Origin of the sequence: Streptomyces sp. ITFR-21, from assembly GCF_031844685.1 — a bacterium.
Taxonomy (GTDB): domain Bacteria; phylum Actinomycetota; class Actinomycetes; order Streptomycetales; family Streptomycetaceae; genus Actinacidiphila.
On sequence record NZ_CP134605.1, the window covers coordinates 6,776,971 to 6,799,382 of the forward strand.

The window sequence follows — 22,412 nt, forward strand, 5'->3', positions numbered from 1 at the left end:
GGGTGCGGGGCCCGCTTCCGGCAGGGGCGTCGGGCGCGGTCAGGGGCTGCGCGCGGCGTACAGGCCGGCCGTGACCGACCCGGGCCGCGCGCTGAGCACGAGGACGAGGTCGGCGTCCCCGTCCTCCAGCAGCAGTGCGACCTCCTCGGCCGGCCCGCCGTGGCCGGCCCCGAGCGCCACGACGGGTCCGGTCAGGTTCCAGCGCGAACTGATGTGGCCCAGCACGGCGTTCGGGTTCGACTGGAAGAAGAGCAGCGGCTGCACCCGCCGGCCCCCGTCCAGCGCGTCGGCGACGGCCTTGGCGGTCCCGGTGTCGCCCTCGGCGCTGATCAGCAGTACGGCCACCGTGTCGGCGGCCGATCCGGGCGGTTCGCCGTAGTGCCGGCGCAGACACCGGTCGGCGGCCGCCGCGATCGCCGGGCTGAACTCCGACACGACGAACCCGGCGACACCGGGCGGCGGGCCCTCCTCGGCGGTCCACCGCCCTTCGGCGAGCAGCCGGGGGGCTGTCCCGGGGACGGCCGCGGGCGGCGCGGCCGGCCGTCCGGCGGCCGGGGCGGGCACGGATCCGGGTTCGGCCGCCCGCGGCGGCGCGCCGGTCATGCCGCCGCCAGCACGAGCGCTGTGTTGGCGCCGCCGAAAGCGGCGTTGAGGGTGAGGGCGTGGGCCGGGGGGCGGTCGGGCGGCGGATCCGCGGGCAGGTGCGGGCGGACTCCGCACTCGGGGTCGGCGCCGAGCCACCCGGCGGTGGCGGGCAGCGGCGGACCGACGGGAGCGTGGTGCGCGCGGTCGGGGCCGGCCGGGTGCGGCGGGACGGACACCGGGTCGGCCGGGTCCCGGTGGCCGGGCGCCTGCCGGGACGTGCCGGTCGGGGGCGGCGCCGGGCTCCGGTGGCCGCCGGCCGCACCCGCCCGCGGGCCGACGGGGGCGCCGGGGCCGGGTGCGCCGGCCCGCGCGTCGCCGTCGGCGCCGTCCGCGCCGGGGCGGGGCACGCTCCCGGCGGCCGGCGCCGCGGGCGGCGGGCCGTCGAACCCGGGCAGGTCGCAACTCCCCGGCAGGCACGCGACGGTGACCGCCAGTTCGAGGAGCGCCGACGCCTCGAGGGCGTGGCCGTGCACGGACTTGGTGGCGCCGATCGGCGGCCGGGGACCGGCCGCGCCGAACAGCAGCCGCAGCGCCGCCGACTCGGAGCGGTCGCCGAGGGCGGAGCCCACGCCGTTGGCGTTGACGTAGTCCAGGTCGGCGGGGGAGAGCGACGCGCGGGCGAGGGCGGAGCGCGCGGCACGGGCCAGCCCGCCGCCGTCGGGGGCGGGGCGGCAGACATGGTGCGCGTCGCCGGCCCGGCCCCAGCCGGCCAGCCTGGCCAGCGCGCGGGCGGCCCGGGGGCCGGCCGAGGCGGCGGACTCCAGGACCACGGCCACCACCGCGTCGCCGAGCAGGATGCCGCCGCGGTCCCGGCTGAACGGCCGTACCGAGCCATCGCGGGACAGCGCCCGGCCCGCCGCGAAGAGGGCGTACGTGTCGCGTTCGACCAGGTAGCCGGCCGCGACCACGACCCGGTCCTGCCGCCCCGAACGGATCGCCGCGGCGGCGTCGGCGACCGCGGTGGACGCGGCCACACACGCGCCGGTGTAGACCCGCGCCGCCGGGTCCACCGCCTCGACCACCGCGGCCGTCCGCTCGTCGGCGTGCGCGGCCAGCAGCAGCGGCGCCCCCGCCGGGCACCCCGCCTGCGCGCGGGCCTCGGCGACGACCTCGGCCAGCAGCGGCCCGAGCGCGGGCGAACCGTCCAGGGTCGCGGCGGGCGCCGGCGCCCCGGCGAAGCGGTCGACCGGCCGGAACAGCGGACGGCCGGCGGCGGTCGCCGCGTACAGCCGTGCCAGGCCGGGCCCGGCGGCGCTGCGCACCGCGAGGCCGGTGACCAGGACGGTGGGGACCGTGGTCATCGCGTGGCCGCCTCCTCAAGCACCGCCGACAGCACCGCCACCGCGTCGTCGATGGTGTGCACCGAGTCGAACTGATGCTCCGTCAGGTCGATCTCCACGTCGTGCTCCTGCTCCAGCTCCGCCAGCAGCCAGGTGAGTTCGAGCGACCCGATGTGCTCGTCCAGTTGCTCGGGGGCGCGGTCGCCGAAGCGGGCCAGCATGGTCACCACCTGCTCGCGGGACAGCGCTCTCACGACGCGCTCGCCACCGGTTCGCCGCCCGCGGCCGCGAGCCGCTGGGCCACCTCGGCGGTGAACTCGTCCAGCGTCATCAGCGCGGTGTGCTCCATGTCGTCCAGCTCGAAGTGCACCCCGTACTCCTCCTCGACCTGGACCGACAGGTCCGCCAGGGCCAGGGACTCCAGGTCGAGACCGGCCGGGCCGAGGTCGGTGTCGCCGGTCACCTCCAAGACGTCGTAGTTCATCTCGGTGAGCGCGGACAGCACGAACGCGCGGATCTTCTCCTGCATGGGTACTCCTCGGTGCACAGCGGGATCGGCTTCCCGCGGCACGCGTCCGGCCGGTGTCTGGCCCGGCCGGACGCATGCCGCGGGAAGCCCTGGGACAAGGGGGGCGCCGGGGAGCCCGGCCCGGCCGGTGCGGGCCGGTACGGGCGCCGCGACGCGCGCCGGTAGGTGAACGGGGTGCGGAGGTGCCGGTGGTACGGAGGGTGTCGGCGGATACGGGGAAGCCGGACCGGCTTACGGGTGTCCGGCGGCGTGCTCGCGCAGCGTGGCGGCGCTGCGCAGCAGTTTGCCGGTGGCGGTGCGCGGCAGTGCGGGCAGTACCGCCATCCGGCGGGGCAGCTTGTAGCCGGCCAGCCGCTCCGCGAGCAGCTCGCGCAGCCGCTCGGGACCGGTGTCGCGGCCGGAGACATAGGCTTCGATGGCGCCGTCGTGGAACAGCACCACCGCCTCCTCCACGTCGGGCAGCGCGGTGAGCGTCTGCTCGACCTCGTTGAGGTCGACCTTGAGCCCGCCGATCGACACCTGCGAGTCACGCCGTCCGTGAACGGTGACGCGGCCGGTGCCGGGATCGAGCGAGGCCGCGTCGCGGGTGTGCAGCAGCCCCTCGGACCAGCGGGTCGGATCGGTCTGCCCGAGATAGGGTGAGTCGGGCATCCGGATGTGCAACTCGCCGTCGGCGACGGACAGTTCCATGCCGTGCACAGGGTCGAGCCAGGGCCGCAGCCGCCCGGAGGGGTCGGTGGCGATGACCCCGGTCTCGGTCATCCCGTACATGGTGCCCAGCGGGACCCCGTAGCGTTCGGTGAACGCCTCGGCGACTCCCGGGCGGACCAGCTCACCGGCCACGATCATGCGGCGGAGCCGGGGCAGTGGGGGCGGTGCCTTGCGGCCCGCCAGCAGTTCGGCGTGGAACGGCACGCCGATGATCGTGGTGGGTGCGTCGCGGCGGCCGACTGCGGCCAGCACGCCGGCCGGCGTCATCCGGTCGGGCAGTACCAACTCCGCGCCGGAGTGCAGGGCGTTGAGCAGCCCGCCGACCAGGCCCAGCACATGTACCAGCGAGGACAGCAGCACTACGCGCTCACCGCGCCCGGGGAACTCCGGCAGCCGTGCGTAGCGGTCGAGTTCGCGTTCCAGGTCGGCGGCCGTCCGGCCGATCGCCTTGGACCGCCCGGTCGAGCCGGAGCTGAGCTGGACCACCACGTGGTCGGTCGTCGCGGGCCGGCCGCCCGGCAGCGCCGTCGGTGTGCCGTCCTCGCCGGTCACCAGGTACTGCGGACGCAGTGCTTCCAGCGCCGCGTCGACCTCGGCGTCGGTGAGCCGGTGGTCGAGCAGGACTGCCTGCGCGCCGCCGCGCCACACCGCGAGCAGGGTAGTGACGAAGCCGGCGCCGGGTGCCATCCGCAGGCCCACCGTCCCGCCCCGCGGCATCCCGGCCCCGGCGAGCACCTGCTGGCGTGCGACCACCGCCCGGCGCAGGGCGGCCCGGTCGACCGGCCGGCCCAGGTCGAGGCACGGCTGGGCGCCGGCGTCCGGGAGAAGTACGCGGTCCACCCAGTCGGGCTGTTCGTTGAGGGGCAACGGAACTCCACGCGACAGAAGACTACGAAGGCGGAAATGTGCGGTGAAGAGCTTTTAAGTACGGTGAATTGACCGAATGTGAGGTGATCCCCGTCGGTCGACACTGGCACAGTGCCGGTCGGCCAGTCAAGGTCTATACCAATGCCCGAACTGCCTCTAGGCTCCTTGCGGCTGACCCCGGTTGACGACCAGTCAGAGATGGAGGAGCGGCACTTCCATGCCCCTGCCCACTGTGTCCGAGCTGCGCGAACGCGCCCATGAGCGGCTGGCCGCCGACATCTGGGACTTCGTCGAGGGCGGCAGCGGGGCCGAGCGGACCCTGCGCGACGCCGAGGCCGCCTACCGTGAACTGCGGCTGCGGCCGCGGGTACTGGTGGACGTCTCGGCGCCCGACTGCTCGATGGAGATCCTCGGCGACCGGCTGGCCGCCCCGATCGGTGTCGCGCCCATGGCCTACCACCGGCTGGTCCACCCCGACGGCGAGACGGCCACCGCCGAAGCCGCCGGAGTCGCCGGTGCGCTGCTGGTGACCGGCATCTTCGCCAGCCGCACCCTGGAGGAGACCGCCGCCGCCGCGAGCGGCCCGCTCTGGCTCCAGCTGTACTGGCTGCGCCGACGCGACGCGCTCGCCGCCCTGGTGGCCCGCGCCGAGGCGGCCGGCTACCGCGCCCTGGTGCTCACCGTGGACGCGCCCAAGGTCGCGACACGGTACCGCGACCGCCGCAACTCCTTCGCCCTGCCGCCCTCGGTCACCGCCGCCAACCTCGACCCGGAGCTGACCGAGCGCAGCCACCGCGCGGCCGCCGGGGCCTCCGGCATCGAGGAGCACTCACGGGAGCAGTTCGACCCCGCCGTCACCTGGCGCGACCTGGCCTGGCTGCGGGGCAGGACCCGGCTGCCGCTGGTGCTCAAGGGCGTCCTCACCGCCGAGGACGCGGCGCTCGCCGTCGACCACGGCATCGACGCGCTGGTCGTCTCCAACCACGGGGGCCGCCAACTCGACCAGGCGGTACCGGCGTTGGAGGCGCTGCCGGAGGTCGTCGCCGCCGTGCCCGCCGACCTGCCGGTACTTGTCGACGGCGGCATCCGCTCGGGCACCGACATCGCCGTGGCGCTCGCCCTCGGCGCCCGCGCCGTCCTGGTCGGCCGCCCGGTGCTGTGGGGACTGGCCTGCGACGGGGCGAAGGGCGCGGCCGGCGTCCTGGAGGTGCTGCGCGGCGAACTGCTCGACGCCATGGTCCTGTCCGGCCGCCCCACCCTCGACCGGCTGGACGCCTCAGCCGTCGTCCGGCGACCGCCGCGCCACTGACCCGCGGCCCGTGTGCCGCCCACCGACCCGCCGCCGTACACCGCCGGCCCACCCGCGACCGGGCGCCGACCGCCGACCGGCCGCGGACCCGGCGGCCCCGCCCCACCCGCCGCCGCCCCGCCGAACCCGCATCCCCGCGGACACGACCAGAGACAAGGAGGACCCGGTGACCAGTGTCTCCGCCGACCCGGCCTTTCCCGGGTGGGACTGGGAGGACCCCGAGGGTCTCGACGCCACCATGGCCCGGTTCACCGAGAACCTCGCGGCCTGCCGTTCGCTGGAGACGGTATCTGCCAGGGTGCCGCGCAGCCGGCAGGAGCTGCGCGAACTGGGCCTGACCGGAATCGAGTTCGCCGCCTTCCGCACCCCCCACCCGGAAGGGCTCGGCACCGACCTGCTGCCGCTGTACACCCCCGACGCCCGTACCGAACCCGGCCCCGTCTACCTGGTCGACGGCGCCCACCGCTTCACCCAGCTCGACATCGGCGATCCGCTGCCCTTCGACGACGCCGCGGTGGACTGGGTCTACGCCGAGCACCTCGTCGAGCACGTCCCGCTCGGCACGGTGATCGGCTGGCTGCGCGAGGTGCGCCGCGTCCTGCGCCCCGGCGGCGTGCTCCGGCTGACCACGCCCGACCTGGAGCGCTACGTCCACGGCTACCTGGAGGAGAAGGGCGGCTTCTTCGCCCGGCACCGCCGCCGGCTGCGCACCCTGCGGGTCGGCCCGCCCATGCCCGAGCGCCGCGCCTTCATGGTCAACCAGATCTTCTACCACTTCGGCCACCGCTGGATCTACGACGAGGCCGAACTGCGGCACGCGCTCGCCGCCGCCGGCTTCGACAACTGGCGGATCACCCGCCAGGAGTACCGGGAGGGCGCGCGGGCCGACGTGGCCGCCCTGGACACCGGCTTCAGGCGCGACGAGACCCTCTACCTGGAGGCCGCCGCCCCCGCCGCCCCGCCGCGGGAGGCACGCTGATGCCCCCGCTGCACCCCCAGTGGCAGCGCCTGCGCGAACAGCGGGCCGCCGCCGGCACCCCGCCGCTCTACACCCTGTCCCTGGAGCGGGCCCGCGCCGACGACCTCGCCGCCCTCCGCGCGGCCGGCGGCGCCCCCGAACCCGTCGCCCGGCTGGACGAGACCACCATCCCCGGCCCCGGCGGGCCGCTGCGCCTGCGCCTGTACCGCCCCGCCACCGAACCCGGCCTGCCCGTCCTGCTGTACCTCTACGGCGGCGGCTGGACCCTGGGCTCCCCGGACACCGCCGACACCGTCGCCCGCGCCCTGGCCAACGCCGCCGGCTGCGCGGTCGCCGTCGTCGGCTACCGCCTCGCCCCCGAGCACCCCTTCCCGGCCGCCGTCCACGACTCCCACGCCGCACTGCGCTGGCTGAGCGAGCACGCCGACGCGCTGGAGACCGACGGGGAACGCCTCGCGGTGGGCGGCGACAGCGCCGGCGGCAACCTGGCCGCGGCGGTCACCCTGCTCTGGCGCGAGGAGCGCCGGCCGCCGCTGCGGCACCAGCTGCTGGTGTATCCGAACACCGACCACCGGCCCAACCCCGGCCCGCTCGACACCGAGGACCCGCTGCTGTTCAACCGCCGCTCGGTGGCCTGGTACTGGTCGCACTACCTGGCCGCGCCGCGGGACGCCGCCGACCCGCTGGCGGCTCCGCTGCGCGCCGCGGACCTCGCCGGGCTGCCGCCCGCGACCGTGATCACCGCGGAGTACGACCCGCTGCGGGACGAGGGCGAGGCGTACGCCGAACGGCTGCGGGAGGCCGGCGTCCCCGTCGCGCTGCACCGCTTCCCCGGCATGGCCCACGGCTTCTTCACCATGACCGGCACCATCGACGACGCCCGCGCCGCCCAGCAGCTGGCGGCCGGCCGGCTGCGGGACGCGTTCGCCCCCGCGGGCGTCTTTCAGGAAAGGCCGACGCGTTGACGACGACACCCCGGGCGGCCGAACCCGCCACCCTCCTCCTGGAGGACCTGCACGGCTCGCTGGCCGACCCGCTGCTGGACCAGATGACCTTCCTCAACGAGGTCACCCTCCGCTACCCGGACGCCGTCTCCTTCGCCCCCGGCCGCCCGTACGAGGGCCTGTTCGAACCGGCTGACGTGACGACCGCGCTCAACACCTACCTCACCCATCTGCGGGAGGAGGAGGGCCTGGGCCCGGCCGCCGTCCGCGAGCGCATCTTCCAGTACGGCCGTACCAAGGGCTTCATCAACACCCTCGTCGCCGGTCAGCTCCAGGCCGACGAGGGCATCACGGCGGACCCCGAGGCGATCGTGGTCACCGCGGGCGCGCAGGAGGCGATGCTGCTGGTGCTGCGGGCCCTGTGCGCGGATCCGCGGGACGTGCTGCTGGTCGCCTCACCCTGCTACGTGGGCATCACCGGCGCCGCCCGGCTGCTCGGCGTCACCGTCGTGCCGGTGCCCGAGGCACCCGGCGGCGGCCTCGACCCGGAGGCGGTGGCGGCCGCCGTGCGCGAGCAGCGGGCCGCCGGACGCCGCCCCCGGGCCTGCTACCTCGTCCCCGACTTCGCCAACCCCTCCGGCGCCAGCCTGCCCGTGCCGGCCCGCCGGCGGCTGCTCGACGTCGCCGCCGAGACCGGCCTGCTGCTCATCGAGGACGACCCGTACGGCTTCTTCGCCCTCGACGGCCGCTCCCGCCCCACCCTCAAGGCGCTGGACACCGCCCACCGGGTGATCCACATCGGCTCCTACGCCAAGACCTGCTTCCCCGGCGCCCGTATCGGCTACGTCATCGCCGACCAGCGGGTGGCGGGACCGGCCGGCACCACCCTGCTCGCGGACGAGCTCGCCAAGCTCAAGTCCATGACGACGGTCAACACCTCGGCCCTCGGCCAGGCGGTCGTCGGCGGCATGCTGCTGCAAGCCGGACTGCGGCTGCGGGACGCCAACAAGGCCGTCGGCGCCTTCTACGCCGACAACCTCCGCACCCTGCTGGCCGAGCTGGCCGCCGCCTTCCCGCCGGCCGGCCGGGAGCGTCACGGCGTCTGCTGGAACCTGCCGGAGGGCGGCTTCTTCGTCGTCGTCTCCGTCCCCTTCACCGCCGACGAGCCGGCCATGGAACGCTGCGCCCGCGAGCACGGCGTGCTGTGGACCCCGATGGCGGGCTTCTACCCGGCCGGCGGCGGAGAGCGGCTGCTGCGGCTGTCGTGCAGCTACCTGACGCCGGACCGGATCCGCGACGGCGTACGGCGGCTGGCGGCCTTCGCCGCGGCCGAGGCCGACCGGGAGCCGGCCCCGGCAAACTGAACCAGCAAACTGGACCGGCGGGCGGAACCGGCGGTCAGCGGATGCGCTGGGCGAACAGCCGCGCCGACCAGGCCACCGCTACCGCCGTGAGCGCGGCCATCAGCACCAGCGCCCGCCACACGGCCGGGGCGCCCACATCGCCCGCGAAGAGCGAACGCATGCCCTCCACCGCCCAGTAGCAGGGGTTCCAGCCGGCGGCCGAGCGCAGCCAGCGCGGCGCCAGGGCGATCGGCAGCAGCGTGCCCGACAGCAGCGCGAGCGGCTGGGCGATGGTGTTGACCACCGGCCCCAGCGCCGCGTCACTGGGCACCAGCAGCGCCAGGCCGTAGGAGACGCTGGAGGCCATCAGCGCGATCAGGCCCAGCAGCAGGAAGGCCAGCAGCAGGTCGAGCGGGCGCACCGACAGCCCGAACGGCAGCGCCAGGACGGTCACGATGGCGGCCTGGATCAGCAGCGAGACGACCTCGCGCAGCGCCCGGCCCAGCAGCAGCGCCACCCGGCTCACCGGGGTCACCCGGGAGCGCTCCACGATGCCCGCCCGCAACTCGCCGAGCAGCGCGAAACCGGTGAACAGGCCGCCCATCAGGGCGAGCGCGCTGAGCAGGCCGGGTACGTAGATCCGGTACGCGTCGGCGTAGCCGACCGCGCCGGAGGAGGCCAGCGCCGCCTTCAGCAGCGGTGCGAAGAGCAGCAGGTAGCAGACCGGTTGCAGGATGCCGACCGCGATCCAGACCGGGGTGCGGAACATCAGCAGCACCTGCCGCTGGAAGACCAGCCAGGTGTCGCGCAGCAGCTTCACAGTGGGCCTCGCAGGGAAGTCGGGCGGGAGGAAGGGGGTCACGCCTGGTCGAGCGCCCGGCCGGTCCTGGCCAGGAAGACGTCGTCCAGGCTCGGCCGGCGCAGCTGAACCAGCAGCGGCTCGACGCCCGCCTCCTGCAGGACCCGCATCAGCCGGGGGAGCGCGGCGGCGGCGCTGTCCACGTACAGCCGCAGCCCGGCCGCTCCGCCGGCGTCGTCGTCCTCGCCGGCCACCGCCTCCACGCCGCTGACCCAGTCCAGGCCGCTCAGCGACCGGTGCGCCGCCGCGGACTCCTGCGGCCGCACCGAGAGCAGCACCGCGTCGCCGGCGATCTCCTTCTTCAGCTGCTCGGGCGTGCCCTCGGCGACGACCGTGCCGCGGTCCACGATGCCGATCCGGTCGCAGAGGCTGTCCGCCTCGTCCAGGTAGTGGGTGGTGAGCAGCACCGTCATGCCCCGCTCGCGCAGCCTGCGCACCTCCGCCCACACCTGGGACCTGCTCTGCGGGTCCAGGCCGACCGTCGGCTCGTCCAGGAACAGCAGCCGCGGCCGGTGGATGACACCGAGCGCCAGGTCCAGCCGCCGCCGCTGCCCGCCGGAGTACGTACGGCAGTGCCGGTCGGCGAACCCGCCCAGGTCGAAGGCATCGATCGCCTCCTGGGCCCGCGCCTTCGCCTCGGCCTTCGCGACGCCGTACATCCGGGCCTGCAGGACGAGTTCCTCGCGGGCGCTGACCGCGTCGGCGGTGCCGCCGCCCTGGGCCACGTAGCCGATGCGCCTGCGTACCTCGGCGGCCTCGGCCCGCAGATCGGCGCCCGCGACGGTCGCCTCCCCGCCGTCGGGCCGTACGAGGGTGGCGAGCATGCGCAAGGTGGTGGTCTTGCCCGCGCCGTTGGGCCCGAGGACACCGAAGATCTCGCCCCGGCCGACCGTCAGGTCGATGCCGCGGACGGCGTCCACCGGCTCGGCGCGCCTGCCGCGGGACGGGAAGGACTTGCGCAGCGCCTTGGTGACGATCAACCGCGTCTCCCGGTCGTGGAGTCCTTCTCGGACATGGCGGAGTGGAGGTGGGACGGCGCGTGCCGCGGTACGGGAGCGCGCCCGGGACCGGGGTCGAACGCGCCCCGGCCGCACAGGACATGACGACGGGAGCGGGAAACTGACGTCCCGTCACGGCCGCGCGGGACAGCGGCCCGCGCGGCCGTGCGACACGATAGGGGACGCCGGACCGCCGGGACAATGGTCTGGACCATGAATTGCCGCCGGGCGCGCGGCCGTCGGTCCGGCGCCCGATGCGGGCTCAGCCGGCGCACTCCTCCAGCAGGTCGGCCGCCCGCGGTGCGCCGCCCAGAGCGGTGAACCGGTCCGCGATCCGCCGGGCCGCGGCCCGCGGCCCGGGGTCGTCCAGCACGGTCAGCAGCGCCTCCCGGATGCCCCGCGGTTCCGCCGTGGCGAAGTCCACCACGACCCCCGCCCCGAGCGCCCCCACCCGGGCCGCCGTGATCGGCTGGTCGTGCCGGATCGGCGCCAGCACCAGCGGCACCCCGTACGCCAGCGCCTCGCAGACGGTGTTCATACCGCCGTGGCACAGCACCGCCTCCACCGCCCCGCGCCGCAGCAGTTCGAGCACCGGCACCTCCGGCAGCCCGAGCACGCCGTCCGGCAGCCTCTCCAGCACCGAGGGCGGCGCGGCCACCACCGCCTGCACCCGGTCCGCCGCCCCGTCCAGCGCCTTCGCCGTCCGCAGCAGGAAGTCCTCGGCCACCGTGGCGGACAGCGTGCCCATTGTCACCAGGACCCGCCGGCGGTCCTCCCGCAGCCGATCCCACGGGAAGTCCGCGGCGGCCGGCCGGTTAGGCCGGTCCGTCAGCAACGGCCCCACCGCGACGCACTGGGCCGGCAGCGGCTCCCCGGCGGTCATCGCGGGCTCCCGGGCACCGGGCGGCAGCACACCGAGCAGCTCCGGAGCCGTCGCGGCCAGGATCAGCCGCGGCGAGAACCGCGGGTCGGTGTACCCGGCCTCGTCCAGCCCGGCCCGCCGCCACAGGTCGTGCAGCAACTCCTCCTGCCAGTGCACCAGTTCGGGATCCGCCAGCGGCGGCCGGCCCAGCTCCATCGACGACGGCGCGAAACCCGCCCACGCCACGCCCTCCCGCTGCGCGGCCAGCGCCCCGGCCGGACTGTGCTGGTCCGCCAGCACCAGGTCAGGACGCCACTCGGCGACTGCCCGCCGCACGGCGGGCAGCGTGAAACGGGTGTACGGCACCACGAAGTCCCGCCACAGCGAGCGGATCGCCGCCGCGCCGCCCGCCGCCTGCTCACGGAAGAGCCGCGACCCGGTGGGCAGCACCAGCGCCCCGGGGCCCAGTACCGGCCGCAGCACCGGCTCGGGCCCGGCCCACGCGACCCGGTGCCCGCGCCGGGACAGCTCGGCGGCGAGCGCCAGCGCCGGATGCAGATGGCCGGTCAGCGGCGGCACGACGAACAGCAGCCGCAGCGTGCGGGGACGGGCGGTAACGGTCACCGAGGGCTCCATGGGTGCGTACGGGACCGCCCGGCCCGCAGCCGGAGGTCCGGCGGGGGCAGCGGGGGCCAGGACCGGGTGCACCGGGCGGGGCCGCTGTTCCACCGGACCGGCCGGGGGCGCGGACGCCCCCGAGGAAATCTTGTGCGAAGCGCGGGGTGTCGGAATACTAACCCGGGTGACCGCACTCAAGGCAGTCGCAGTCCATCTGCCACCGGTTGTCGAACCGATCGAAAAGGTCGGCGAGCGGCTGGGGCTGACGGCCCGTCAAAGGACGTTGCTGCGCCGTTTCCACGGCCTCGACCAGGTTCGCTTCGAACCGGCCGGCGATCTGACGGACCTGCTGGCCAAGGCGGCGGAGGCGCTGACCGAACTGCGCGGCCGCGAGCACCTGGTCCGGTACGTGCTGCACGCGCGCAGCATGCCGGTCGGGGTGCCGTACCCGGTCAACCCCCTGCACGAACTGCTCGGCCGTCTGGGGCTCGAACACGCTCGTGCGTTCACCGTCACCCACCACGCCTGCGCCGGCTCCCTGCTGGCCGTGGACGTGGCCGGTCGGCTGCTGGCGGCAGATCCCGACCCGGAGGCGCTGGCGCTGATTCTCGCGGGGGAGAAGACCTTCACCCGGGACGCCCGGCTGGTGCCGGAGACCGCCGTGTTCAGCGAAGCGGCGGCGGCCTGCCTGGTGGGCGCCGAGGGTGAGGGGGACCGGGTGCTGTCCTATGCGGTGGACCTGCGCGGGGAGTTCGACGGACGCCTCGCGGAGGACCGGGAGCTGCTGGACCGCTACCAGCGCGCGTACCCGCAGGCCCTGATCGGCGTGCTGGAGGCCGCGCTGGAACAGGCCGGCGAGAGCTGGGAATCCCTGGCGCTGCTCCTGCCGCACAACGTCAACCAGATCTCCTGGCGCCGGATCGCCCGGACCGTCGACTACCCGCTGGACAAGGTGCTGCTGGACAACGTCCCGTCCGTGGGCCACAGCTTCGCGGCGGACTTTCTTCTCAACCTCCACACCGCCACCGGCCGCGGACTGCTGCGCCCGGGCGACCGCTACCTGGTCGCCGCCGCCGGGCTCGGCGCCACCTTCGCCGCGATGGTGCTCCAGCACTGATCCGCCCCACCCACCACCGCCCCACCCACCGCTGTCCACCACCCGCCACGGCCGTGTGCCCGGCGGGTCCCCCAGACGGGAACACGGACCATGACCGACCCCTCCACCGACGTCGCCACCGACCTCGACACGCCCGGCGGCCTGCGGGCCGACGTCGAACAGGCCATCGTGCTGCTGCTGCCGCGCGTCCTCAACCAGGAGGGAGCGCAACCCGTTGCGCTGGACGCCGGGCTGATGGAGGACCTCGGCCTGACCTCCGGCAAGACGCTCGAACTGATCCTGGAGCTGGAGGACCACCTCGACATCCAGATCGACGTCGAGACCATCACCCCCGAGGACCTCGGCAACGTGGCCACGCTGGCCGCCTTCGTCGCCGCGCACGTCGTGGACGAGGACTGAGCCGTTGCCGCGCATCGTCACCGCGCCGGAACCGGCCGCAGCGGCGCTCGCCGTACCCGCCGCACGGGCGGCACCGGCGGGCCTGCGGCTGGCCGGCGCGGTAGGCCTCGTCTTCACCGCCGACTCGCCGACCGCGCTCGACCCCGACCTGCGGACCTTCGTCGGCGACCTGGTCCGCCCCTACGGCCTGCCGCCGGACGAGCGGCGGATCACCGCCGGCTCCGGGCAGTCCTACGCCGAGATGGGGGAGGCGGTGATCACCGCGCTCGTCGCGCCGGACCGCCCGGTGGACCTGCTGATCGAGGTCTTCGCGTCCCCCGACGTCCAGCCGGGACGGGCCGCCTCGGTGCACCTGAGCACCTACTGCCCCGGCCGGCCCTTCGCCTTCGCGCTCTGCGAACAGGGCACCGCCGGCGCCTTCAGCGCCCTGCGGCTGGTCGCCTCCTACCTCGGCGGGGGAGCCTTCCGGCGCGCCCTCGTCCTGGTCGTGGAGGCTTCCGGGCTGCCGTACGTACCGCCCGACGGCACTCCCGTGGCCGACCGCGCCGCGGCGGTGGGCCTGCTGTGGGAGCGCGACGCGGACCTCGCGGTGTCGCTGCCGGCCGGTGGTGTACGGCTGACTGCGCCGGAGGCGTACGAGCGGGTCGTGGCGGCGCTGCCGCCATCGGCGCCCGGAGCGGAGCCGCTGCTGCTGCTCGGTCCCGGGCTCGCCGCGCTGGACCCGCCACCCGGCACGCGGACACTGCGGGCCCGGCCGGGGAACCCGTACACCGGACTGTGGACGCTGCTCGCGGACACCCTGCCGCGGATCCGGCAGGAGGGCCGCGAGGTGTTCATGGCCGAGTACGACGTGCTGCTCGGCCACCTCGACCTCGCCCGGGTCCGGGGCGGATGACCAGGGCCGCGGGCGCCGACGGGCGGCGTGACGTCGAGGTGTGGGCGATACCGCTGCGGCAGCCGCACCGGGTCATGGACGCCCTGCGCGCGGACCTCGACGCCGAGGAGGGCCGGCGCGCGGCCGGCGACCCCCGCTACGGGGTGGCGCACGCCGCGACCCGCCGCATCCTCGCCGACCGTGCCGGCCCCGCCGCCCGCGACCTGCGCCGCACGGCGGGCCCGCACGGCAAACCGCGGCTGACCGGGCCGGGCGCCGACCTGGACTGGAACCTCAGCGCCAGCGGTGACTGGGCGCTGCTCGCACTGCTGCCCGCCGGCCCGCCGGCCGGTGTCGGCGTCGACGTGCAGCACCTGGTGTCCGCGGACGCGGCACTGCGGCTGGCCCGCCGCTACTTCCCCGCGGCGGAGGCGCGGTCGGTGGCGCAGGCCCGCTCGCCCGCGGAGGCCTACACCCGCCTGTGGACGTACAAGGAGGCGTACGTCAAGGCGTTCGGCGGCAGGCTGACGGAGGGACTGGGCGTCCCGGTCCCGCCCGGCCCGGCCGGGATCATGGACGGGCCGCTCGGCCGCTGCCGGGCCGGTGCCGTCCCGGGCCCGGCCCCGGGCCTGCTGGCCGCCGTCGCCGTGACCGGGGACCTGCCGCCGCGCCCGCTGCCGCGGATGTGGACCTGCGCCCCGGCCGGCGCCCGCTGATCAGACGCACCCCGTGGCCAGCGCGTCCTCGACCACCGCGTCCTCGATGCCGCGCAGGAAGGACGCCATGTCCGACCGGGGAATCAGCGCGCTGTCAGCCGTCATCGCCAGCTCCACCGCCCCCGGCACATCCACCACGTCCATCGCGAAACTGAGGTTCTTGCGCGGCGGGAACTCCACCGGCCAGTCCAGCGTGGTCAGTTCACGGGCTGAGGCGAGCGGCGGCGGCTCGGTGTCCTCGGCCGACGGCCGGAACAACTCCGGCTCCCGGGTGTCGTTGAGGAAGCACGAATGGTCGGCCAGGTCGGGCAGCCGCCCGCGCAGCTCGGCGATGTCCCGGTCCAGCAGCCGCTTGTCGTAGGAGGCGTACCGGTACGCGCCGAGCGCGCCCGCGTGCACCCGCCGCACCAGCGCCCCGAAGTCCTCGTCCGCCGTGCGCAAGTGAAACAGCCCCTCCTGCGCGAGCGTGGTGATCGTCTGTGACATCCCGGGCAGGAAACGGTTGTTGACGACCACTTGCAGGAGCGGCTCGGGCGCCCGGCTCAGCCGGGATACCTGTCGCGCCGCCGCGGCCAGCACCACCGACGACCCGCTCACCCCGTGGACCGCCGCCACATGGTCCACCGCTCGCAGCAGCGCCGGCGAGCGCAGCACCGCGTTGGGGAACAGCGCGTCCGGCGTCCGCCCGCCGCGCACCGGGAACAGCGCCCTCGGGCCCTCGCTGAGCTTGGTGCGCCAGTACTTCCGGGAGGCGGCGTCGCGCTTGCGCCCGCGCTCGGAGCACTGGTAGGCGGCCTGGTCCAGAGGCTGCGTCGCCGGGAACATCTCCCGCAGCCGCCGTGGTGACACGCCCTCCAGCAGCATCACCATGTCCCGGGCGAGCCGCCGCAGACCGCCGCCGTCGGCCGCCGTGTGCGACAGCGCCATCCCGTAGTGGCGCACCAGCCCGTCCGCCTCCACCAGGCCGACCCGGATCGGCCACCGGACGGCGCAGTCGAAGGGCGACGCGGCCAGTTCGGCGAGCAGTTCCCCGCCCACCCGCTCGGTCTCCTCCCGCGCGCAGCGCCGCACCGTCACCGGGATGCCGCCCGTCGCGTCCAGGATCTGCGCCAACCCGCCCGCCTCGTCCGGCTGCAAGCGGGTCCGCAGCGACTCGTGCAGCTGCGCCGCGTGGGTCAGCGCCTCCAGTACGGCCGCAAGCGGCCGGGCGGCGGGCAGCTGGAAGCCGACCGACACGTTGTAGCGGGGCGCGTCGTCCCCGAGGACCGACACGGCGTCCCAGATCGCCTGCTGGCCCCAGGTCGCCGGCCCCCGCCCGGACCGTGCGGCGACGACTTCCAGGTGCAGCTCGTCCCGCTCGTCCATCGACAACTCCTCGTCTGGAAGCCGCGGTTCCCGGTTCCGCCGGCAGGTGGCGGTGACCGGAAGTATGCCGCTCCCGGGCCCCGGGCACGCCGCCTTTCGCACAGTCCGGAAAACGGGCGCCCCGTACTTCACCGGTTTCCCTCCGCCCACTCCGGTCACCTGAGTGGGGGAGACGAACTGCCGGACGACCGAAGGAGCCAGCGATGAGTTCAGCCGAAGCCGAGCGGGAAGCCGCCGCGATGCTGCCGAACGGCGACGTGGTCGCGCTGCTGCTGGAGCAGCACGCGCGGATACGGGGCCTGTTCGCGGAGATCGCCGGCGCGGACGCCGGCGACAGGAAGCGGTCGTTCGACGAACTGCGGGCGCTGCTGGCCGTGCACGAGGCGGCCGAGGAGCTGGTCGTACGGCCGGTGGCCGAGAAGACGGCCGGCGAGGCGGAGGCCGACGCCCGCAACCAGGAGGAGAAGGAGGCGGGCGAGGTCCTCAGGAAGCTGGAGGGCATGGACGTCGCCGACCCCGAATTCCTGCGGGCCGTCGCCGAGTTCGAACAGGCGGTCAGCGCGCACGCCGACCACGAGGAGCAGGAGGAGTTCCCGGCGATCGTCGCCCAGCGTACGGTGGCGCAGCGCGGCACCATGGGCGACCGCCTGCGCAAGGCCGAGCACCTCGCCCCCACCCACCCGCACCCCATGGCCGCCGGCAACCCGACCGCGGTCAGGATGACCGGTCCGTTCGCGGCCATGATCGACAAGGCCCGCGACGCCATCGGGCGCTGACTGCGCCTGCCGGAGCCGGGTCCGCCCGCCTCCCCGACAGGGCCCGGCCCGTACGCGCGGCGCGGTTGCTGCCGCCGCAGCAGCGCGACGCCGGCCAGGCCGGCGACCAGCAGTCCGCAGACCACCGCGGTGGTGGCCCACGCGAGGGAGTCGCCCACGCTGTCGCGCAGCAGATCGGTGCCGCCGGCGGCCGCGGCCACCACATGGGCCACCACCACCCCGGCGCCGACGGCCGCCGTCGACACCCAGGTCCACACCGTGTCCTGCACGGCCAGCAGCACCATCAGCATCAGGCAGACCACGGCCAGGACGACGGCCACGCCGTCCGCGTACGCCCCGCCGCGCAGGCCGGAGAAGCCCGTCGGCAAATGGATCGAGCCGAGCACCAGCAGGGCCGCCGCCGCAGGCCAGCGCAGCGGGGACCGCCGGGCCGGCGGGACGGCGCGCGGGGCGCGCGGGCCCGCCGTGCTCCTCAGCGGCGCGAAGCCGGTCGGGGCTGTCCCCCGCCGGGGCAGCGGATCCCTGCGGGCCGCGGTACGCGGTGCCCGGGGCTCCGCGCGCGCGGCCGCCGCGGCGGCCGCGCCTGCACCCCTACCGGTACTCGCCGCCGTGTCCGTGTCCGTTCCCGCGGCCGGGCGATCCGCCGCCGCCGCGCCGTCCTCGGCCGCGGCCTCCCGTTCCACCGGGGCGCTTCCCCCGACGGGGGCTTCGCGGACCGGGGTCTGCCGGATCCGCGCCTCCTGAGCGGCGCCGGCCGGCTCCCGAGTGTTGAACGCCTCCGCCGTGACGGCGAGACCGTCGGCCTCGGCGCCGACCGGCGCCGCCCGGATCCTGATGGGCGCGGTCTCGGCCAGGACCGCCTCCACCTCGTCATCGGCCGTGCCGGCCCCGGTTTCGCCGCGATCCGCCACCGCCTCCGTCACCGCCACCGCCACCGCCTCCGCCGCGACCGTCCCGGCCCCGGCGGCCGGGCGGTCCCGCTCGTCCTCCGTTCCCGCCTCCGCGCCGAGGATGTGCACCAGATCGGCCACGTCCTCCACGGGCCGGCCGACCGCCGCCGCGCGCAGCGCCGTCCGCGCGTCCCCGCCCGTGTCCGGGGACGCGTCGAGGAGGGCCACCAGCCGGCGCACCTCGTCCAGCGGGCGGGACACCGCAGCCGCGCGCAGGGCCTCGTCGGCCGGCCCCGGCGGAGCGCCGCCGTGCTTCCTGAGCAGGTTCACCAGCGCCGCCACCTCGTCCAGCGGCCGGGCGGTCGCCGCGGTCCACAGCAGGGTGCGGGCGGGCTCGGCGCGGAGCTCCTCGGGCGGAGGGACGCCGTCGTCACGCGGAATGCCGTCGTCGCGTGCGGAAGGGGATTCAGGTGACATGTGGAGCGTCTCCCTATGCCGGAACTTCAAGGGTGAGCACACCCTCTCGGTCACCGTGCATCCGTTCGGAGGCACGTCTCGTCACATAACACCTCCGCCGCGGGCACCGCGCCATCGGCGGCGGGCGTACGGGGGAGGCCCGGTCGTACGGGGACCGTCGTGGGAGCCCGGCCGGGCTCCCACGACGGTCCTGGCGGCCGGTGGCGGCCGGCCGTGGTCCCCGCGGTCAGTTCAGCAGGTCGCGCCAGTCGGCCGGCACCCGCTCCGCGGGTCCCGGTACCGACTGCTCGGCGGGCCGGCTCACCGGCGGGCTCAACTCCGGCCCGTCCGCCACGTAGCTCTCCGTGCGGTAGTTCCAGAACCACTCCTCGCCCGGCTCGAAGCTGCGGACGACCGGGTGCCCGCTGCTCGCGGCGTGCGCGCTCGCGTGCTGCGACGGCGAACTGTCGCAACAGCCGATGTGCCCGCACTGCGCGCACCGCCGCAGGTGCAGCCACCAGCCCGCGGCGGCCTCGCACTCGGCGCAGCCGGACCCGCCCGGCTGGACGGACGGGTCGATTCCCTGGATCGCGGTCATGCCGGCTCCTCCTTCGCTGATGACACCGGATCGGTCTCCGGCTCCGAGGACGGTGCGGTGAGCGGCAGCCGCACCCGGAACCGGGTGTCGCCGGGCACCGACTCCAACTGGAGGTCCCCGTGGTGCTTGTTGACGACGATGCGCCAGGAGATGTCGAGGCCGAGACCGGTGCCCTCGCCCACCGGCTTGGTGGTGAAGAACGGTTCGAAGACCCGCTCCCGGATCTCCTCGGGCACCCCGGGACCGGTGTCGCGGAACTCGACCAGCAGATGGTCGCGATCCGGCGCGGTACGTACGGTGAGCGTGCCGGTACGGTCCATCGCGGAGACCGCGTTGTCGATCAGGTTCGTCCAGACCTGGTTCAACTCACCCGGGAACGCCGGGATCCTGGGCAGCGCACGGTCGAACTCCCGGACCACCCGCACCGCCGGACCGATCTTCCCGGCGAGCATCTGCAGGGTGCTGTCCAGGAGTTCGTGCACGTCCACCACCTGGTACGGCGCCCGGTCCAGCTGCGAGTACTGCCGAGCGGCGCCGACCAGTGACGAGATACGGGTGGTGGACTCCTGGATCTCGTTCATCAACAGCTCGGTCTCCACGGTGTAGTTCAGCCATCGCAGTGCCCCGTCCAAGGCGGCGGGGCCGGTCGCCTCCGCGACCTGCTCCAACCAGTCGGTGTCCAGGCCGGCCTGGACGAAGGTCGCGGCCAGGTCCCAGCCGCCGGCCATCCCGCGGTCCTCCAGCCAGTCGGCGACCTCGTCCTCGCGGTCCGAGGTCTCCACCGGGCCGAGCGGTGTCGCATGGGCGGCCTTGGCGGCCTGCTCGACCGCGCGCTCCTGGAGCTCGACCAGCGAGGCGATGGCGGCCCGCCGGCCGGGGTCGCCGGCGAGGGCGCCCAGCTTGTGCCGCATACCGGCCACCCGCTCCCGCAGCCTCGCGGTCGCCCGCTGGGCCGCCGCCGCGGGGTTGTTCAGCTCATGGGTCAGCCCGGCCGACAGCGAGCCCAGCGCCAGCAGCCGTTCGCGCCGGTCGACGGCCTGCTGGGTGTTGCGGGCGCCGAGGAACAGCCCCTCCAGCATGTGCACGGCCATCGGGAACCAGTCCTGCATCATCCGCGCGAACCGGTCGGCCGACAGCACGTAGAAGCGCGAGGGCACGGTGGTCCGCAGCGACTGGTTGTAGACCTGCGGCACCCGGTCGCCCAGGTACGCCTGGAACGCCCCGGCGTACACGCCGGTCTGCGCCGTCCTGGACACCTCCACGTCGTCGGCGCCGACCCGGCGCGACATCACCACCGTGCCTTCCAGGAGAACGTAGAAGCAGGTCGCGGGATCGCCCTCGGCGTAGACCGGGCCGGCCTCGAACGACTCCACGCCGCCCTCCCGGCACAGCCACTCCAGCTGCTCCTCGGTCAGCTTCTCGAAGAGGAACAGCGACCGCAGTTCGGGCACGCTGCACGGGCTCTTCCGCACGTTCACAGCCGCTCCAGGTATCGATGGACGAGCATGACGGCCATCGCGCCCTCGCCGACCGCCGAGGCGACCCGCTTGGCGGACTCCGCCCGAGCGTCGCCGGCTACGAACACCCCGGGAACGCTGGTCTCCAGGTGGTACGGCGGCCGGTCGAGCGGCCAGTCGGCGGGGAGCTTCCCGGCCGCGGCCAGGTCGGGTCCGGTGATGACGAAGCCGTGCCCGTCGCGGCGCACCACCCCGTCCAGCCAGTCGGTGCGCGGCGCGGCGCCGATGAACACGAACAGGTACTGGGCGTCGACCGGTTCGGTCTGCCCGGTGGCGGTGTCGCGCAGGGTTATCCGCTCCAGGTGCTCGGTGCCGTGTGCGCCGACCACCTCGGTGCCGGTACGGACCGAGACGCCGGGGGTCGCCTCGATCTGCTGGATCAGGTAGTGCGACATGGAGGCGGTCAGCGACGGGCCGCGCACCAGGAGCGTCACCGACTTGGTGCCCCTGGCCAGGTAGACGGCCGCCTGCCCGGCGGAGTTGGCGCCGCCGACGATGTACACGTCCTGCCCCTGGCAGCCGGCCGCCTCGGTCAGCGCGGAGCCGTAGAACACCCCGCGCCCGGTCAGCTCCTGCACGCCGGGCGCGTCGAGCTGCCGGTACGACACGCCGGTGGCCAGGATGACGGTGTGCGCCGACGCGGCGGTGCCGTCGGAGAACCGCACCGTCCGGGAGGAGCCGTTGACCTCCAGCGCGGTGACCTCGCACGCGGTCAGGATCTCGGCGCCGAACCTGGACGCCTGCCGGTGTGCCCGGTCGGTCAGCTGCACCCCCGACACGCCGTCGGGGAAACCCAGGTAGTTCTCGATCCGGGAGCTCCGCCCGGCCTGTCCGCCGGTCGCCGTGCGCTCGGCCAGTACCGTCCGCAGGCCCTCGGAGGCCCCGTAGACCGCCGCGCCGAGCCCGGCCGGGCCGCCGCCGATGACCACCAGGTCGTAGAACCGGGCCGAGGGGGTGGTGGCGAGCCCGGCGCCGGCCGCCAGGTCCTGGTCGGACGGCTCCACCAGCACGGCGCCGTCCCGGGTGATCACCAGCGGCAGCCGCAGCCCGTCCTCCTCCGCCGCCGCGAGCAGCCCCTGGCCCTCCGGCTCGTCGCTGGCGTACCAGCGGTACGGCACCTGGTTGCGGGCCAGGAAGTCCCGGACCTCCGAGGAGCGCGCCGACCAGCGGTGACCGACCACCTTGGTCTCCGGCACCGGCCGGCGGTCGCTGGCCTGCCAGGTGTCCAGCAGCTCGTCCACCACCGGGTACAGCTTCTCCTCCGGCGGGTCCCAGGGCTTGAGCAGGTAGTGGTCCAGGTCGACCACGTTGATCGCGTCGATGGCGGCGGTGGTGTCGGCGTACGCGGTCAGCAGCACCCGGCGCGCCGCCGGGTAGACGTCCATCGCCTGCTCCAGGAACTCGATGCCGTTCATCGCCGGCATCCGGAAGTCGGCCATGACCACCGCGACGCGGTCGCCGCGCAGCCGCATCTCGCGCAGTGCGCCGAGCGCGGACTCGCCGGACTCCGCGCGGACGATCCGGTGCCGCTCGCCGTACCGGCGGCGCAGGTCGCGCGCCACCGCCCGCGAGACGGCTGGGTCGTCGTCAACGGTCACGATCACGGTCCGTGTCGCGCCGCCGGGTTCTGTCCCCGGCATGCGTACCCCATTTCGCGCGGTGTGTCGGTGCCCGAGGGCACTTTTGTCCCATCGTAGGCACGGCCGGCGCCCACCCGCAGTCCCGGCCGGCGCCCACCCGCAGTCCCGGCCGGCGCGGGC

General features: G+C 75.2%; 22 protein-coding genes. 10 read left to right on the forward strand and 12 right to left on the reverse strand.

The features are described 5' to 3' along the window. Positions 1-39: 39 nt before the first annotated feature. The 5 genes from RLT57_RS30280 to RLT57_RS30300 form a co-directional block, all read right to left on the reverse strand. Complete coding sequence (locus RLT57_RS30280) at positions 40-603, reverse strand: hypothetical protein (RefSeq protein ID WP_311300444.1); 564 nt, start codon at positions 601-603, stop codon at positions 40-42. Further along, positions 600-1,946: a beta-ketoacyl synthase N-terminal-like domain-containing protein gene (locus RLT57_RS30285; RefSeq protein WP_311300445.1), complete on the reverse strand. Its 1,347-nt coding sequence runs from the start codon at positions 1,944-1,946 to the stop codon at positions 600-602. The genes RLT57_RS30280 and RLT57_RS30285 overlap by 4 nt, the downstream gene beginning before the upstream one ends. Beyond that, entirely contained in the window at positions 1,943-2,179 is a 237-nt protein-coding gene (locus RLT57_RS30290; RefSeq protein ID WP_311300446.1) for an acyl carrier protein, read from the reverse strand. Before RLT57_RS30290 ends, RLT57_RS30285 begins: the two co-directional genes overlap by 4 nt. Beyond that, the gene (locus RLT57_RS30295) at positions 2,176-2,454 is read right to left on the reverse strand and encodes a phosphopantetheine-binding protein (protein WP_311300447.1); all 279 of its coding nucleotides are present in this window, start codon (positions 2,452-2,454) and stop codon (positions 2,176-2,178) included. The genes RLT57_RS30290 and RLT57_RS30295 overlap by 4 nt, the downstream gene beginning before the upstream one ends. 231 nt (positions 2,455-2,685) lie before the next feature. Beyond that, positions 2,686-4,032 (reverse strand): class I adenylate-forming enzyme family protein, encoded by a 1,347-nt coding sequence (locus RLT57_RS30300; protein ID WP_311300448.1) that lies wholly within the window; start codon positions 4,030-4,032, stop codon positions 2,686-2,688. 217 nt (positions 4,033-4,249) lie between these two features. Here RLT57_RS30300 and RLT57_RS30305 point away from each other — a divergent pair, with 217 nt between their 5' ends. From RLT57_RS30305 to RLT57_RS30320, 4 genes are all read left to right on the forward strand, one after another. Then, positions 4,250-5,341, forward strand: coding sequence for an alpha-hydroxy acid oxidase (locus RLT57_RS30305; protein WP_311300449.1), 1,092 nt, complete (start codon positions 4,250-4,252; stop codon positions 5,339-5,341). Positions 5,342-5,507: 166 nt separating this feature from the next. Then, positions 5,508-6,320 carry a class I SAM-dependent methyltransferase gene (locus tag RLT57_RS30310; protein WP_311300450.1) on the forward strand — a complete coding sequence of 271 codons (813 nt, stop codon included), beginning with the start codon at positions 5,508-5,510 and terminating at the stop codon, positions 6,318-6,320. Beyond that, positions 6,320-7,285 carry an alpha/beta hydrolase gene (locus RLT57_RS30315; protein ID WP_311300451.1) on the forward strand — a complete coding sequence of 322 codons (966 nt, stop codon included), beginning with the start codon at positions 6,320-6,322 and terminating at the stop codon, positions 7,283-7,285. The genes RLT57_RS30310 and RLT57_RS30315 overlap by 1 nt, the downstream gene beginning before the upstream one ends. Further along, the gene (locus RLT57_RS30320) at positions 7,282-8,628 is read left to right on the forward strand and encodes a PLP-dependent aminotransferase family protein (protein WP_311300452.1); all 1,347 of its coding nucleotides are present in this window, start codon (positions 7,282-7,284) and stop codon (positions 8,626-8,628) included. The genes RLT57_RS30315 and RLT57_RS30320 overlap by 4 nt, the downstream gene beginning before the upstream one ends. 34 nt (positions 8,629-8,662) lie before the next feature. Here the strand turns inward: RLT57_RS30320 and RLT57_RS30325 are convergent, their stop codons facing one another. The 3 genes from RLT57_RS30325 to RLT57_RS30335 form a co-directional block, all read right to left on the reverse strand. Further along, positions 8,663-9,427 (reverse strand): ABC transporter permease, encoded by a 765-nt coding sequence (locus RLT57_RS30325; RefSeq protein WP_311300453.1) that lies wholly within the window; start codon positions 9,425-9,427, stop codon positions 8,663-8,665. A 38-nt stretch (positions 9,428-9,465) separates the two neighbouring features. Further along, positions 9,466-10,446: an ATP-binding cassette domain-containing protein gene (locus RLT57_RS30330; RefSeq protein ID WP_311300454.1), complete on the reverse strand. Its 981-nt coding sequence runs from the start codon at positions 10,444-10,446 to the stop codon at positions 9,466-9,468. A 280-nt stretch (positions 10,447-10,726) separates the two neighbouring features. Further along, the gene (locus RLT57_RS30335) at positions 10,727-11,950 is read right to left on the reverse strand and encodes a glycosyltransferase (RefSeq protein WP_311300455.1); all 1,224 of its coding nucleotides are present in this window, start codon (positions 11,948-11,950) and stop codon (positions 10,727-10,729) included. A 178-nt stretch (positions 11,951-12,128) separates the two neighbouring features. On the opposite strand from RLT57_RS30335, the gene RLT57_RS30340 reads away from it, so the two are divergent. From RLT57_RS30340 to RLT57_RS30355, 4 genes are all read left to right on the forward strand, one after another. Next, entirely contained in the window at positions 12,129-13,061 is a 933-nt protein-coding gene (locus tag RLT57_RS30340; protein WP_311300456.1) for a 3-oxoacyl-[acyl-carrier-protein] synthase III C-terminal domain-containing protein, read from the forward strand. 90 nt (positions 13,062-13,151) lie between these two features. Further along, positions 13,152-13,460 carry an acyl carrier protein gene (locus RLT57_RS30345; RefSeq protein ID WP_311300457.1) on the forward strand — a complete coding sequence of 103 codons (309 nt, stop codon included), beginning with the start codon at positions 13,152-13,154 and terminating at the stop codon, positions 13,458-13,460. 4 nt (positions 13,461-13,464) lie between these two features. Then, a complete protein-coding gene (locus RLT57_RS30350) occupies positions 13,465-14,355 on the forward strand; it encodes a hypothetical protein (RefSeq protein WP_311300458.1) in 891 nt (296 codons plus the stop codon). Further along, positions 14,352-15,050 (forward strand): 4'-phosphopantetheinyl transferase family protein, encoded by a 699-nt coding sequence (locus tag RLT57_RS30355; RefSeq protein WP_311300459.1) that lies wholly within the window; start codon positions 14,352-14,354, stop codon positions 15,048-15,050. Before RLT57_RS30350 ends, RLT57_RS30355 begins: the two co-directional genes overlap by 4 nt. On the opposite strand, the gene RLT57_RS30360 is transcribed toward RLT57_RS30355, so the two are convergent. Next, the gene (locus tag RLT57_RS30360; protein WP_311300460.1) at positions 15,051-16,415 is read right to left on the reverse strand and encodes a condensation domain-containing protein; all 1,365 of its coding nucleotides are present in this window, start codon (positions 16,413-16,415) and stop codon (positions 15,051-15,053) included. A gap of 203 nt (positions 16,416-16,618) precedes the next feature. On the opposite strand from RLT57_RS30360, the gene RLT57_RS30365 reads away from it, so the two are divergent. Next, positions 16,619-17,191: a hemerythrin domain-containing protein gene (locus tag RLT57_RS30365; RefSeq protein WP_311300461.1), complete on the forward strand. Its 573-nt coding sequence runs from the start codon at positions 16,619-16,621 to the stop codon at positions 17,189-17,191. A 132-nt stretch (positions 17,192-17,323) separates the two neighbouring features. Then, positions 17,324-17,935: a hypothetical protein gene (locus tag RLT57_RS30370; RefSeq protein ID WP_311300462.1), complete on the forward strand. Its 612-nt coding sequence runs from the start codon at positions 17,324-17,326 to the stop codon at positions 17,933-17,935. Positions 17,936-18,784: 849 nt separating this feature from the next. On the opposite strand, the gene RLT57_RS30375 is transcribed toward RLT57_RS30370, so the two are convergent. From RLT57_RS30375 to RLT57_RS30385, 3 genes are read right to left on the reverse strand one after another with little or no spacing between them, the layout of a single operon-like run. After that, positions 18,785-19,135 (reverse strand): UBP-type zinc finger domain-containing protein, encoded by a 351-nt coding sequence (locus RLT57_RS30375; protein WP_311300463.1) that lies wholly within the window; start codon positions 19,133-19,135, stop codon positions 18,785-18,787. Then, on the reverse strand, positions 19,132-20,613 hold the full coding sequence (locus tag RLT57_RS30380; RefSeq protein ID WP_311300464.1) for an ATP-binding protein: 1,482 nt from the start codon (positions 20,611-20,613) through the stop codon (positions 19,132-19,134). The genes RLT57_RS30375 and RLT57_RS30380 overlap by 4 nt, the downstream gene beginning before the upstream one ends. Further along, complete coding sequence (locus RLT57_RS30385) at positions 20,610-22,292, reverse strand: FAD-dependent oxidoreductase (RefSeq protein WP_311300465.1); 1,683 nt, start codon at positions 22,290-22,292, stop codon at positions 20,610-20,612. Before RLT57_RS30385 ends, RLT57_RS30380 begins: the two co-directional genes overlap by 4 nt. Between the last annotated feature and the right edge of the window lie 120 nt (positions 22,293-22,412).